Genomic DNA, 14,377 nt, shown 5'->3' with positions numbered 1-14,377 from the left:
AATTCACCCTATCCCGGAGGGACGCAAAACGGCTTTGATTTGCTCCCTCAAACCGCTCAACCGGGCATGAAGCCCGCTTTTCGCGCTTTTCCTTGCAACTCTTTGCCGTTTGTTGCGCCATTTCGATCAAATGAATGAGTCCTGACCCTAAGCAGACCCGGCGGCAAGGTTCAACGCGTATTTGGCCTGGGACTGTTCAGCAACAGGTCGGAAACCTCAGGTAATTCCCGCCTCTGCAGGCTTGCGCAAATTGACCGGCTGCAATACACACCCCATCGTCAAAAATTACAGAGGTAAAAAATGCGTATTATTTTTGCGTGCCTGTTTGTTTTGTTTGTTTCTTCAAATGCCCAGGCAGATACATTCCGTGAAACCGTTCCACGGAACAAATCCACCGTCGTCGGATCGCGTGCGACAACCTTGCCCGGCTGTTTGACCGGCGCCCCGCCCAGGATGAAGGTGACGGTGCCGCCTAAACACGGCAAGGTCAGCTTCAAGCAGGTCAGTGGCCAGCTGGGTGAAAAAGCCGGGCGTTGCGCCGGCAAAACCGTGAAGGGCACCCTGGTGATCTACCGGCCGGACAAGGGCTACAAGGGTGACGACGTCTTCAAGGTCGGCTTCGTCATGGACATGTATGTGTCCGGATCGGCCAAGGTCCGGAACGTAGTCGACAAATACGTGATCAAGGTGAAGTGACTTGTGGCGCGGCCGCGGCGCGGCCGCGGCGCTCCCGCGGCCGCACGCTCACCTGTCCTGGTATCCGTACCACCAGTAAGCGCCCTGCAGATACAGCTTGCGCAGGGCGGGCAGCGGGAATTTTCTGAATGGCCGCTGCAGGGGCAGCGGCAGGTCCTGCGCGCGCAGCTTGCCCAGGATCAGTCCGGCCAGCTTTTCGCCTGAGATCGACGCCATGGCAACACCGCTGCCATGCCAGCCCATGGCTGCATAAACGCCGTCCAGCCCTGGCACCGCGCCGACAAAAGGCGTCAGGCTGCGTGACAGGCAGACATGGCCGTGCCAACTGTATTCGGGCTCGATATCGGCCCAGGCGGGAAACATCTCCCTGAAATCGGCGCGAGCGCGTTTTTGCATAGCCGCGAGCGCCGGAGCGTTTTCAAAAACACCGCCACGGGTGCCGAACAGGAAACGGCGATCCGGCAACAGGCGGAAGTAATGCAGAAGGACCCTGGTGTCGGACGCCATCGTGTCCGTCGTCCAGCCTTGCGCCGACAGTTCCGCATCGCTCAACGGACGTGTCACCTGAATGGACGACATCACCGGCATCGTGCGCCCATGGAGCCATTTGGGAACGTTCTCGTTGGCATAGCCGTTGGCGGCGAGCACGACCTTGCGGGCACGCACGAAGCCGTGCTCCGTTTCAAGATGCCAACGATCGCCGTCCCGGGTCAGGCCGGTGACCGGCGACTTTCCGAAAATCCTGCCGCCCGCCCGGCGCACCTGCTCGGCCAGCGCCTGAACATAGGCCATCGGATTGAGCGCAAAGCCATAGGGCATGCGCAAACCGCCATAGAAACCGGGGCCGCCATAGCCTTCCTCCTGGAGCTCATCCCTGGACAGGAGGCTGGCCTTGATGCCGAAATTTTCTTTCAGAAAGGCCGCGTTGGACCGGAGCGACTCGATGTCCTTGAGCCGGTGCGCCAGATAAATCTCGCCTTTGGAATGGCGGTCCGCGTGAACACCCCAGCTGTCCAGCCGGTGCGCGACGAGATTGATCCCGGCGACCTGATAGGCCACGAACTTGCGCGCCTCTTCCAGGCCGAACTTTCGGATCAGCTGACGTTCGTCGAGCTTGGTGCCGCCGAGGCAGCAGAAGCCGCCATTGCGACCGGAGGCACCATAGCCGACATGCTCGGCGTCCAGGACACACACGGAAACGCCCGATTGCGCCAGCTTGAGCGCGGCGCTCAGCCCGGCAAATCCCGCGCCGATGATGGCGACCTCGAAGGTAGCGTTGCCGATCAGCTGCCTGTCCGGCTTCAAAACCGGGACACTCGCCTCCCAGTAGCTGCCGATGGTCCGGCGCGGTTCGTTCCGGGTCTGCAGCACGTCAGATCCCCAACTTGTCGCGCAGGGAGAACCAGCTCATGGCCAGAACGAGCAACGGGAACCGAAGCCTGTCTCCACCCGGGAACGCTGGAATGTCGAGCTTTTCAAAGACATCGAACCTGCCGGCCGTGCCGGCAACCGCTTCGGCCAGAAGCTGGCCGCCAAGGGTAGCCATGGCGACGCCGTGACCGGAATAACCGGTGGCGGTCAGGGTGTTCGGGGCAAGCCGGGAGAAAAAGGGCATGCGCTTGGGCGTGATCGCCAGCGTGCCGCCCCAGCCGTAATCGATGGCAACATCGTCCAGCTGCGGAAAGATCTCCAGCATCGGACCGCGCACAAAGGACTTGATGTCCTCCGGAAAACGGTAGCCGTAATTTTCGCCGCCGCCGAACAGCAAGCGCCTGTCGGCGGACAGGCGGAAATAGTTGATCACGAACTTGCTGTCGGCGACCGCCGCGTTGTTCGGGATGATCTTCTTCGCCTCGTCCTCCGAAAAGGGTTCGGTGGCGACGATGAAATTGTTGATCGGCATGACATGAGCCGCCGTCTCGCGGTCAAGCCGGCCGAGATAGCCGTTGCAGGCCAGGATCAGGTGATCGGCGCGCACTTCGCCGCGCTCGGTCTTCACCGTGACACGCCCCGTGCCCTTGCCGTCAATACCGGTGACCCGCGTTTCCTCGTACAGCTTGGCACCGGCTGCCTCCGCGGCGGCCCCAATGCCGAGCGCGAAGTTGAGCGGGTGCAGATGGCCGGCGCCTGTGTCGAGCGAGCCGCCGTAGTAGCGGGGGCTGCCGACCTGGTTGCCGATCTCGTCACCGTCGATGAAGCGAATGTCCTCATAACCATATACCAGCCGGAGATGCTCGACATAGTCGCGGCTTTCCGGAACGAAACTCTTGCGATGGTCGGCATGCAGGATGCCGGGCGTATAGTCGCAGGCGATCTGATGCTTGGCGATCAGGCTCTTGACCAGGGACTTGGACTCTTCGGCAAGATCCCACAGCAACCTTGCATGGGACTTGCCGTGACGCTCTTCAAGAACCGTCTGTTCCACGCGCTGGCCGGTGCCGACCTGGCCGCCGTTGCGCCCGGAAGCACCCCAGCCGATGCGGTTGGCCTCGAGCAGCATGACGTCGATGCCCCGCTCCGCCAGATGCAGGGCGGCGGACAGTCCCGTATACCCGCCGCCGACGATACACACGCTGCTACTGCGCGCGCCTTCCAGAGGCGGATGAGCTGTTGCCCGGTTTGCTGTCGCGGCGTAATAGGACGGAGCGTGCTGGCCAGGCGTGTCATTAGCTGTCAGGAGATCAAGCGCAGTCAGCATGTCGGCTCCACGGCTCCGATTTGCAATAGGAATGGTCGTGACCCAGATAGGATGGCCACAATCTCTTGTTCGGTGGCTGGTTTCAAGGTGTAATCAATTCAAAGCGGCCAGGTTTCTCGTGGATTTGCAAACTCTTGAGGCTTTCCCTGCGTCAAGTGACAGCCACGGACCAGCGCCCAGATGACCCAAAAGGAAGGCAAAACTGTGTTTGGACCCGTTGAACATCCCTGGTTTGATCCGCTCTGGCGCAGGATCGTTCTTGTTGCCTTCTGCGCTGCCTGGACCGGCGTGGAATATTCCTTCGGAAACACCACCTGGGTTTACATCATGGCGGCCATCACCGCCTATGCCGGCTGGGCCTATCTCGTGGCCTACAAGGGCCCGGATCATGCGGACCGCCAGACCCGGCCCCGGATGGAAGAAGACGAAGGTTAGCGTTTGATGGCTTTTCTGGCGCGTCTGCCGATTGCAATCCGGTCGCTGTCTTCGCGTCTCACAGGGATTGGAACGTGCGTTTCCGCCCAGTTTGTCATTGCCTTTGCGCTTGCCTCCCCGGGAACAGCGCAGCAGGCAGCCTCGCCAATTCATGACGTCCTGAACAAGCGCTGCGTGGTCTGCCACGGCTGTTACGACGCCCCCTGCCAGCTGAAACTGTCGTCTCCCGCGGGCTGGGCACGCGGCGCGAGCAAGCAGAAAGTCTATGACAGCACCCGGCTCGACGATGCGCCAATGACCCGGCTCGGCATCGACGCCCGGACCGTGCCCGCCTGGCGGCAGAAGGGCTTTTTCTCGGTGACCGACAAGGCGAGCGGCAAATCGGTGCTGGAAAAGCTGCTGCAGGCCGGGCGCGACAATCCGTTCAAGATGGGCGCCCCCTTGCCGGACAGCATCGATATTTCAACGCTGCGCAAGAATGCCTGTCCCGCCGACGAAGATATCGCCGGCTATCTGGACGAGCATCCGCAGGGCGGCATGCCCTTCGCCATGGCACCGCTGCCGGACGCGGATTTCCAGCGTCTGATCTCCTGGGCCGCGGACGGGGCTCCGGCCCCCGAAAAGCAAAAAGCCCTTCCCGGGGACATACGCGAGATGCTCGCCTCGTTCGAAACGTTCCTGAACGGCGACGAGCCCAGAACCCGACTGGTGGCGCGCTATCTTTATGAGCACCTGTTCCTGGCCCATCTGCACCTGGAAGGCGACACACCGCGCCGGTTCTTCCGCCTGATCCGCTCGCGCACGAAACCCGGAACCGCTGCCGAAGAGATCGCCACGCGGCGGCCGTTCGACGATCCCGGCGGGCCGTTTTTCTACCGCCTCGTTCCACTTGAGGGCACCATCCTGCACAAGGAGCACATGGTCTACGAGATCGGCCCCGAGCGGCTTGAGCGGTACCAACAGCTGTTTCTTGACGACGAGTGGACGCTGGCTGCCCTGCCACCCTATTCCTCGGCCGCCGGCGGCAATCCGTTATCCACCTTCCGGGCGATCCCGGCCCGCAGCCGCTACCAGTTCCTGCTCGATGACGCGCTTTATTTCGTGCGCTCGTTTATCCGCGGTCCGGTCTGTTACGGCCAGGTCGCCGTCAACGTGATCGAGGACCGGTTCTGGGTGTCGTTTCTGGACCCGGACGCCGATCTTTCCGTCACCGATCCCGCATACCTGAATAAGGCCATCCCGATCCTGGAGCTGCCGGTGGCGCAATCGGAAGGCAAGGTGGCCGACCGGCTGAAAAACTTCCTGCAACTCGGCCCGGTCAAGTATCAGGAATTCCGGCAATCGCGCTATGCCCGCCGCTATGCCGAAGAGGGCGGCCCCGGATACGAGGATATCTGGCATGGCGCGCCCGACAATGCCGATGCCAGGCTGACCATTTACCGGAATTTCTCCTCCGCCTCGGTGACCACCGGTTTTACCGGCGCCGTGCCCGAGACCGCCTGGGTGATCGATTTTCCGCTGTTCGAGCGGATTTATTACAATCTGGTCGCCGGTTTCGATGTTTTCGGCAATGTCGAGCATCAGCTGACGACACGGATCTACATGGACAGCCTGCGCCGGGAAGGCGAGCGCATCTTCCTGTCCTTTCTGCCGCCGGATCAACGCGACCGGCTGCATGAAAGCTGGTACCAGGGCCCGCTGGTCAATCTTGTCGACCTCTGGAAGGAAAGCGCCCTCGACGAGACGTCACCCACCGGCATTGCCTTTGAAAGCAGCGATCCGAAAGCGGAATTTCTGACCCATCTGCTTGCGCTCAATCCGAAGCTCTGGCCGGTTACGGATCCGATCAACCGCTGTAAGGGCGAGGCCTGCGCTCCTTCGGATACGATTGCCGGCAAGCTGCGCCCGCTCACAGGGAGACCTGCGCCCTTTGCCAAATACCTGCCGGACATTGCCGTCCTGCTGGTCGAGACGGATCAGGGCGACCGGATCTTCTCACTGGTGCATGACGAGGCGCACGCCAATGTTGCCTTCCTTTTCAACGAGGATCTGCGCCGGCAGCCGGAACAGGACACGCTCACCGTCGTGCCAGGCCAATTCAGCAGCTACCCGAATTTTATCTTCCGGATGCGGGAAAACCGGCTTGCCGACTTCGTCGCCGCTGTCAGAGAGATCCGGACCCAGGACGATTATCTCGGCGTTGTTGCGGAATTCGGCATCCGCCGGACTCACAAGGATTTCTGGCAGGTCTACGACCGGGTCCAGGCGGCGCTCAATGCCCAAGACGCGATTGAGGCAGGACTTCTGGATCTCAACCGCTATCGGGATCCCAAAGCGCCGGACCCGATCGAAAGGCTGTTCGAGTTCACGTTCAAGGTGGAGTGAGCGGACTTCGCCTCTTACGGCCTCATCCCGAGGAGAGTGACAAGCCCGTCTTGAAGGCAAAAATCTTGGTTCCGTTTGCACACCCGCACCACTCAAACAGCGTCATCCTGAGGAGGACCGTCAGGTCCGTCTCGAAGGATCCGGCCGCTTACTCCTGCGCAAGGTGCCGATCCTTCGAGACGCGCGCAGGCGCGCTCCTCAGGATGACGCTGAGTGTGGGGCAGTCTTTTTGCTTTGCCTCGGATCGAAGGCCTCTTGCCCCTCCGACCTCATCCCAAGGAGGGCAACAAACCCGTAACGAATAGGCGGCAAATCCTTGATCCCGATTGCCCTCACTCACTACACCCACAGCGTCATCCTGAGGAGGGCCGTCAGGTCCGTCTCGAAGGATCCGGCCGCTTGCTCCTGCGCAAGGTGCCGGATCCTTCGAGGCGCGCGCAGGCGCGCTCCTCAGGATGACGCTTTGGGTGGGGCGGTTCTCCGGTTTTCTTCAATGAAGCTCCTTCGCCCTCACCCGCCGCCAAGTTCACGGATCATCCAGCTGCAGAAGAGCTGCGCGTCCGGCCCCAAGGCCTGGCGGGGGCCGTTGGTGACGAGATAATAGCTGTGCCGGCTCTTGATCTTCTTCGATGTGGAGCGGATCAGGCGGCCGCTGTCGAGATAGGGCTGGGCCAGCGTTTCCAGCACCAGCGCGTGTCCGTGGCCAAGCGCGGCCAGTTCCAGCGCCGACAGGGTCTGGTCCACCTGCAGACCATTGCGCTTCGGGACGGCGAGGCCGAAGCCCCGGAAGAAGCTTTCCCAGGTGTCGACCACGCCCATGATGTCCAGCCGCGGCGCTTCGGCAAGTGCGGCGACGTCCCGTGTGCCCTCTGGCAGGGCCAGATCCGGATGGCAGACCGGAATGATCGGATCGTTGAGCAGGAATTCGACCGCCCCGTCGCTCCAGCTGCCGTCGCCGAAGCGGATGTCGATGTCGAACAGTTCCGGGCTGAGGGTTTCCGCCCAGGAGGCGGAGATCATCTGCAGGTCGACACCCGGATGCGCCTTTTGAAACGCGCCGATCCTTGGGATCATCCAGAGCTGGCCGAAACTGTTGAGGCAGCGGAAGCGGACCGGTTGGCGCTCACGTTCGCCGAAGACGGAGACCGTCGCAATCGACAGGTCCGAAAACGCCTTCTCGACCGTCGGCAGATAGGTCTGGCCGAGCCGTGTCAACGCCAGTTCCCGGTGCACCCGGTCGAACAGCGGATAGCCCAGCAGCTGTTCGAGCTGGCGCACCTGATAGCTGACTGCCGCCGGCGTGATCAAAAGCTCTTCCGCGGCCCGGGTGAAGTTGCCCAGCCGCGCGGCCGCCTCAAAGGCGCGCAACCAGCCGAGCGGCGGCAGATTATAGGCCATTTTTCACCTGCTTGAACGCCAGTCCTCTTTCGTAGGAAACCCTATCCGGCATTTGTCGTCAGCACCTTCCTTCAAATTTTTTCAATGTTATACCAAATGATTTTTCGTTTCAGGAATATCGGAGGCGCGCGCACACTCGAAGGAAATTTGCATCCGGACAGTGTCGCGAAATGGACAAAGCCGATTACATCATCGTGGGCGCCGGCTCGGCCGGGTGCATCCTGGCGGAGCGTCTGAGCGCGGATCGCGAGACCCGTGTCCTCTTGCTCGAGGCGGGCGGTTCAGATGCCTCGCCCTGGGTCTCGCTGCCGCTCGGCTACGGCAAGCTGAACTCAGATCCCGTGCGCACCTGGCGCTTCATGACCGAGCCGGACGAAGGTCTTGGCGGGCGCAGCGTCTACTGGCCGCGCGGCCGTCTGCTTGGCGGCTCAGGTTCGATCAACGCCATGGTCTATTGCCGCGGCCTATCGGGAGATTTCGAGGACTGGGAAGCCTCCGGCGCCGCAGGCTGGGGCTGGGAGACGGTCCGACGCACCTATGAGCGGCTGGAGACGAAAGTCTCTCCTGTCGGGGAAAAGGCGGGCAGCGGACCGATCCATATTCAGAACGTGACCGATCAGGTGCACCGCTTGAACCGGCATTTTCATGCCGCCATCCGGGAAGTCGGCCTGCCCTGGACCGATGATTTCAACGGCGATACGCCCGAAGGCGGCGGCATCTACCAGATCAACACCCGGAACGGCCGGCGCTGTTCCTCCGCCCGTGCCTTCCTGCACCCGGCGCTGACCCGGCCGAACCTTGCCGTGCGCACCAACACACAGGTGCGCCGCATTCTATTCGATGGTTTGCGGGCGACCGGCGTGGAACTCGTCAGCGGAGAGACCCTGCGCGCCGGGCGGGAAGTGATCCTGTCGGCCGGTGCGATCGGCTCGCCGCAGCTCCTGCAACTGTCCGGTATCGGACCCGGGCGTCTCCTGAGCGAACTCGGCATTCCTGTGCTTCACGACAATGACAATGTCGGCGGCAATCTGCAGGACCACCTGGCGGCCAATTTCACCTTCCGGGCCAAGGAACCGACACTGAACGCGGTGCTGCGGCCGCTGCTCGGCCAGGCTATGGCAGCGGCGCAATATGCGCTCACACGCAAGGGGCCCCTGTCCCTGTCGGTCAACCAGTGCGGCGGCTTCCTGCGCTCGACCCAGGCGCTAAGCCGGCCGGACCAGCAGCTCTATTTCAACCCGATCAGCTACCGGCTCCTGCCGCGCGGCAACACCACCCGGCTGACCATCGACCCGTTCAACGGCTTCATCATCTGCGCCCAGCCGACCCGTCCGACCAGCCGCGGCCGGGTCGACATTGCCAGTGACGACGCCACTGCCGCCCCGAAGATCCGGCCAAATTCACTGTCGACCGACGAAGACCGCGCGGCGGTGATCGCGGGCGGGCGGCTGTGCCAGCAGCTGATGGCCAGCAAGGCCCTCAGCGCATTGGTCGAACAGTCGGAAGCGCCACATTTGCCCGATCTCGACGATGACGGTCTCCTGGCCGACTTCCGGGCCCGCGCCTCGACGGTGTTCCACCCGGTCTCGACATGCCGAATGGGCGAAAACCGGACCGCGACGGTGGTCAGCAGCCGGTTGAAGGTTCATGGTGTCGATGGCCTGCGCGTGGTCGATGCCTCCACCTTCCCGAACATAACCTCGGGCAACACCAATGCCCCGACCATGATGCTGGCCCTCAAGGGGGCCGACCTCATCCTAGAAGATCAACAACAGGTTCACTGATGACAGTCCAGGACATCGCACAAGACTATCTTTCCACCGGCAAGCTGGACGCCCTGCCCGACGGCCATTTCATCGGCGGCAAGACAACCCCAGCTTCGAACCGAAAGATGGAGAGCTTCGACCCCGGCCGTGCCGAGGCCTTCGCAGAGTTCTCGCTCGGCGACGAGGCGGAGATGGACCGCGCGATCGACACCGCCGAAAAAGCCGCGGGCCACTGGCGCCAGGTAACGCCCGACGAGCGCTGCCGCATCCTCAACACCGTCGCACGGCTGTTCAGAGACAATGCCGACCGGCTTGCCGTGATCGAGGTGGTCGACAGCGGAAAGACCCTGGCCGAGGCCCAGGGAGACGTTCAGTCCTCTGCCCGCCTGTTTGAGTATTACGCCGGCGCCGCCGACAAGCTCGACGGCCGCTCGGTCAATCTCGGTCCAGCGTACACCGCTTTCACGCTGCGCGAGCCGGTTGGCGTTACCGGGCACATCATTCCCTGGAACTATCCGACCTCGACCTTCGCGCGCGGCGTCGCCCCTGCCCTTGCCGCAGGCTGTTCTGTGGTGGCGAAGCCCGCCGAGACCACGCCGTTCACAGCGCTGGTCATGGCTGAACTTCTCTGCGAAGCCGGTGTCCCCGATGGTCTTGTCAATGTCGTCACCGGGCTTGGCTCGGATGTCGGTGCCAAGATGGCGCGCGATCCGCGCATCAAGCAGCTGACCTTTACCGGTTCGGTCGGCACCGGCGTGAACGTTGCCCAGATGGCGGCGCCGAATGTCACGCGGCTGACGCTGGAGCTCGGCGGCAAGTCGCCGCTGATCGCCTTTGAGGACGCCGACCCGGAAAAGGTCGCCGAGGGCGCCTATTGGGCGATCTTCTCCAATTCCGGCCAGATCTGCTCCGCAGGCTCGCGGCTGATCCTGCACAAGACCCTCAGGGACGACGTGCTCGCGATCCTCACGGAACGCGCCGCGAAGATCCGGCCCGGCCACGGCCTGAGCGGTCCGGATATGGGCGCGATCAACTCCGACCTGCATCTCTCCCGGATCAAGGCCCATGTCGATGCCGCCAAGGCGCGCGGCGCCAATATCCTGACCGGAGGTGACGCCACCACGGATGCTGAGACCGGCAAGGGCTGGTTCTTCCAGCCGACCATCATTGCCGATCTTGCCCCGAACGATCCGGCGGTCCAGGAAGAAATCTTCGGCCCGGTTCTGTCCGTCCAGACCTTCGACACAGAGGACCAGGCGATTGCGCTCGCCAACGGCACCGAGTTCGGCCTGATTGCCAGCGTCTATACACGGGATGTCGGCCGGGCGATGCGCATTGCCGGCGCCATGGATTGCGGCCAGGTGTCCGTCAACGACTATTGGGCCGGCGGGCTGGAACTGCCTTTCGGCGGCAACAAGAAATCCGGCTATGGCCGCGAAAAGGGCTGGGAAGGCCTCGACGCCTATACCAAGGTGAAGTCCGTCACCATCAGCAATGCCAGCTAACAGAGATCCCATGAAACTCGACCACATCGAGACCTTCGTCGTCGGCAATCCGCCTCCCCGCCATGGCGGCCGCTATTTCATTTTCGTCAAGCTGGTGACCGCTTGCGGCATCACCGGCTATGGCGAGATCTACAACGCCACCTTCGGGCCGCATCTGGTGGCCGAGATGGCCAAGGACGTGTTCCGCCGTCAATTCGAAGGCGAAGATCCGCACCACATCGAGAAGCTCTGGCACAAGACCTATGGCGCCGGATACACCCAGCGTCCGGACGTGACGGTGATGGGCGTGCTCTCAGGGCTCGAAATGGCCTGCTGGGACATTATCGGCAAGGCCGCCGGCAAACCGGTCTACGAGCTTCTGGGCGGAAAGGTGCATGAGCGGCTGCGTTCCTACACTTATCTCTACCCCGCCGATGGCGACGTCTATCCGGATCCGGCCAAACCCAATGTCTATAATGACGCTACAATGGCCGCCGAAGCCGCCGCGATCGCCGTCACCAAAGGCTTCACGGCGGTGAAATTCGACCCGGCCGGCGCCTATACGATCTATGACGGCCACCAGCCGAGCCTCGAAGACCTTGAGCGCTCGGAGGCCTTCTGCCGCGAGATCCGGGAAGCGGTCGGCACAAAGGCAGACCTCCTGTTCGGTACCCATGGCCAGTTCACAGTATCGGGTGCCAAGCGCCTGGCCCGCCGGCTGGAAGCCTATGATCCGCTATGGTTCGAGGAGCCAATCCCGCCCGAGAGCCCCGAGGACATGGCCGAGGTCGCCAGATACACCTCGATCCCGGTCGCGACCGGAGAACGGCTCTGCACCAAGTATGAGTTCGCCCGGGTTCTGGAAACCGGCGCCGCAAGCATCCTGCAGATGAATCTCGGCCGGGTCGGCGGCCTCCTGGAGGCCAAGAAGATCGCCAGCATGGCGGAATGTCATTCGGCCCAGATCGCCCCGCATCTTTATTGCGGTCCGCTGGTGGCGCTGGCCAATATCCAGCTGGCCACCTGCAGCCCGAATTTCCTGGTGCTGGAATCGATCCGGACCTTCGACGGCTTTTATGCCGAGCTCCTGAAATCGCCGATCCGGTGGGAAGACGGCTATGTCATTCCCTCAGGCGAACCGGGTCTCGGACACGATCTCAACGAGGAGATCGCCAGGGCACATCCCTATGAGGGCGACGAACTGCATCTCGGCTTTCAGGAGAGCCCTGCCCTGCCGTTGTGACGGAGACAAAGGTGCATCATCAAACGGATGACAGGTTTCGCCTGCTGTCGGCTTACGCGTTCAGGTAATCGGCGCTGATCAATGTCGCCGCGGCGCCCAGGGTCCGGGCTTGAGTTCCCAGAACACCGGCTTCGATGTCCGGCATGTGCACCCCTTGCAGGTCTGTGTTCTCGAGCTGGTCGCGCACTTCCGCAACGAGCCGGCTTTTGACCTCTGCCGGCAAGGCACCGTCGATGACGACGGATTCGAAGTCGAGAACAGACAGGGCCGACACCGTTGCGTGAGCGAGGTTACGGCCCGCGTCCGCGATCCAGTTTCCGACCTGCGGTTCGAAAGCGTCCCAGGTGTCGGCGTTTTCGTAAATTTCGAAAGGCGCACTGCCAGCCTCGGCTAGGCGTCGCTCCAGAACAACCAGGGACGCATGGTCGACGAGCCGGTTGCCCCCTTCCTGATCGGGAACGCGCATCGGACCAAACCCGCCGGCATTGCCACGACTGCCGGTGTAGACGTTGCCGTTCAGGACCACGCCACCGCCGATGAAGGTGCCGACATAAAAATAGATCCAGTTCTGCTTGTCCGCATGCGGCCCGAACAGCAGTTCGGCGCGGCAGGCCGCTGTGCCGTCATTTTCGACCAGGATATTCCAGGGCACGAGGGTCGAAAGTTCCTGCACCAGGTCAAAATCCCGCCAGGCGTCCATCTTCTCCCCGGGCGCACCCAATTCATCCGTCCAGCTCCACAGTTCGGACGGGCAGGAAACCGCCATGCCGGAAATGGACTGCCGGCTTTTTTTGGCGGAGCGTAGCACGCCATTCAGTTCCTTTTGGACAAAGTCCAGTGTGATTTCGGGTGTCGGAAAGGCCAATGAGATGCTCGTCTTCGCAACGAGTTCACCGACAAAATTCACCACGCCCAGTTCCAGGCTCCGGCGCCCGATCTTCAACGCAACATAGTGATGCGCGTCCGGATTGAGGCGGAGCGGCGTTGATGGCTGCCCGATCTTTCCGCGGATCGGCGCGTCGCGTAAAAGAAGCCCTTCTTCCTCCAGCGACCGGAACAACACCGAAATCGCGTTGGCGGACAGTCCGGTGGCCCGCGTGGCTTCTGCTTTTGTGAGCGCCCCCTGCTCCCTGACCAGTTGCAGGATCAGCCGCTCATTGTGGCTTCGAACGGCAACCTGATTGGTGCCTTTCCTGATGTTTGCCTGCGGCTGCGCGTCTGTGCTCTTTCGATCCATTTCTATTGTGTGCCTTCGGCTCTGACGGCAATGCAAGCGTTATTTGCCGACCTTTCTCTCTTTCCAGCACTGGATTTGAGGGTCCGCATTGATCACTATTTAATTCATTAGGAATTAATTATTGACTCCTGTCGGCGTTTGACACTATGCAAACAGGAGACGGTGTCACAGCCACCGAACAAAACACAAAGCCGGGGTGAGCACTTGAAGCGGCGACTGCCTGTGCTCATGCATTTTTCAAACCGCCAACGCGTTGCGCCGTGGTCTGTCGGCCCTGCACGACGCATTCGGGACGACAGCATGACCAAGACCACCATGGAGCAGGACGTCGACCAGGTCTGCACCCTCATCGAGCGCAGCATGCGTGACGGTGAACGCACCATCATCGGCATCGCCGGGCCGCCTGCCTCGGGCAAATCGACCCTGGCGGAGGCGGTGGTGCAGAGCCTGAACAGCGGGTCGCGTTCGTCCGTGGCCAGAGCATCCCTGTTGCCGATGGACGGGTACCACCTGGACAACCGGCTCCTGGAATCGCGTGGCCTGCTTGCCCGCAAGGGCGCACCGGAAACCTTCGATGCTTCAGGTTTCTGCGATGCCGTCGGACGACTTGCCGAGGTAAACCGCGAGACCTATCACCCGAAATTCGACCGCCATCTGGATCTGGCAATTGCCAACGCAATCGCCATTCATCCCGAAACGCCCGTCGTTGTGGTGGAAGGCAACTACCTGCTTCTTGACCGCGCACCCTGGTCTTCCCTGCGCGCCCTTTTCGCGGCAACCGTTTTTGTCTGTCCGTCCATGCAGGCCCTTCGGGAGAGATTGCTGCAGCGATGGATCAAGCACGGGCTGGAACCGGACGCCGCCCTTAGAAAAACCATCGAGAACGATCTGCCAAATGCCGAGCTCGTTGCCCGCGAAAGCCATCTGGCCGATCTGATGCTGACCCAGGATTACACGGAGTTCGGCGTCCGCTACGCCTATTGAATGCACCCTTGGAATGAACCCAAACGCCTGCAGGTGAGCTCTGACCCGGCT

General features: G+C 62.1%; 11 protein-coding genes. 7 read left to right on the top strand and 4 right to left on the bottom strand.

The window, feature by feature from the left end; all coding sequences use genetic code 11:
• Positions 1 to 459 precede the first annotated feature (459 nt).
• A complete protein-coding gene (locus M0H32_RS01940) occupies positions 460 to 696 on the top strand; it encodes a hypothetical protein (protein ID WP_248150003.1) in 237 nt (78 codons plus the stop codon).
• A gap of 48 nt (positions 697 to 744) precedes the next feature.
• Here the strand turns inward: M0H32_RS01940 and M0H32_RS01935 are convergent, their stop codons facing one another.
• Together M0H32_RS01935 and M0H32_RS01930 are read right to left on the bottom strand one after the other, a co-directional pair.
• Positions 745 to 2,067 (bottom strand): NAD(P)/FAD-dependent oxidoreductase, encoded by a 1,323-nt coding sequence (locus M0H32_RS01935; RefSeq protein WP_248149999.1) that lies wholly within the window; start codon positions 2,065 to 2,067, stop codon positions 745 to 747.
• A gap of 1 nt (position 2,068) precedes the next feature.
• The gene (locus M0H32_RS01930) at positions 2,069 to 3,394 is read right to left on the bottom strand and encodes an NAD(P)/FAD-dependent oxidoreductase (RefSeq protein ID WP_248149996.1); all 1,326 of its coding nucleotides are present in this window, start codon (positions 3,392 to 3,394) and stop codon (positions 2,069 to 2,071) included.
• 204 nt (positions 3,395 to 3,598) lie between these two features.
• On the opposite strand from M0H32_RS01930, the gene M0H32_RS01925 reads away from it, so the two are divergent.
• Entirely contained in the window at positions 3,599 to 3,829 is a 231-nt protein-coding gene (locus M0H32_RS01925) for a hypothetical protein (protein ID WP_345779312.1), read from the top strand.
• Between the two features lie 6 nt (positions 3,830 to 3,835).
• Positions 3,836 to 6,214: a fatty acid cis/trans isomerase gene (locus tag M0H32_RS01920; RefSeq protein WP_248149990.1), complete on the top strand. Its 2,379-nt coding sequence runs from the start codon at positions 3,836 to 3,838 to the stop codon at positions 6,212 to 6,214.
• Between the two features lie 510 nt (positions 6,215 to 6,724).
• On the opposite strand, the gene M0H32_RS01915 is transcribed toward M0H32_RS01920, so the two are convergent.
• Complete coding sequence (locus M0H32_RS01915) at positions 6,725 to 7,612, bottom strand: LysR substrate-binding domain-containing protein (RefSeq protein ID WP_248149987.1); 888 nt, start codon at positions 7,610 to 7,612, stop codon at positions 6,725 to 6,727.
• Between the two features lie 170 nt (positions 7,613 to 7,782).
• Here M0H32_RS01915 and M0H32_RS01910 point away from each other — a divergent pair, with 170 nt between their 5' ends.
• The 3 genes from M0H32_RS01910 to M0H32_RS01900 are packed head-to-tail and all read left to right on the top strand — an operon-like array spanning position 7,783 to position 12,105.
• Complete coding sequence (locus M0H32_RS01910; RefSeq protein ID WP_248149985.1) at positions 7,783 to 9,396, top strand: GMC family oxidoreductase; 1,614 nt, start codon at positions 7,783 to 7,785, stop codon at positions 9,394 to 9,396.
• The gene (locus M0H32_RS01905; protein ID WP_248149984.1) at positions 9,396 to 10,883 is read left to right on the top strand and encodes an aldehyde dehydrogenase family protein; all 1,488 of its coding nucleotides are present in this window, start codon (positions 9,396 to 9,398) and stop codon (positions 10,881 to 10,883) included. The genes M0H32_RS01910 and M0H32_RS01905 overlap by 1 nt, the downstream gene beginning before the upstream one ends.
• Before the next feature lie 10 nt (positions 10,884 to 10,893).
• The gene (locus M0H32_RS01900) at positions 10,894 to 12,105 is read left to right on the top strand and encodes a mandelate racemase/muconate lactonizing enzyme family protein (protein WP_248149983.1); all 1,212 of its coding nucleotides are present in this window, start codon (positions 10,894 to 10,896) and stop codon (positions 12,103 to 12,105) included.
• A gap of 52 nt (positions 12,106 to 12,157) precedes the next feature.
• On the opposite strand, the gene M0H32_RS01895 is transcribed toward M0H32_RS01900, so the two are convergent.
• On the bottom strand, positions 12,158 to 13,342 hold the full coding sequence (locus M0H32_RS01895; protein ID WP_248149982.1) for an ROK family transcriptional regulator: 1,185 nt from the start codon (positions 13,340 to 13,342) through the stop codon (positions 12,158 to 12,160).
• Between the two features lie 300 nt (positions 13,343 to 13,642).
• Here M0H32_RS01895 and M0H32_RS01890 point away from each other — a divergent pair, with 300 nt between their 5' ends.
• Positions 13,643 to 14,326 (top strand): nucleoside triphosphate hydrolase, encoded by a 684-nt coding sequence (locus M0H32_RS01890; RefSeq protein WP_248149981.1) that lies wholly within the window; start codon positions 13,643 to 13,645, stop codon positions 14,324 to 14,326.
• Positions 14,327 to 14,377: the final 51 nt, after the last annotated feature.

Source organism: Roseibium sediminicola (genome assembly GCF_023156505.1).
Lineage (GTDB): Bacteria > Pseudomonadota > Alphaproteobacteria > Rhizobiales > Stappiaceae > Roseibium > Roseibium sediminicola.
The sequence above is the reverse complement of the archived record's forward strand: the minus strand, read 5'-3'. Positions and strand labels throughout refer to the sequence as shown.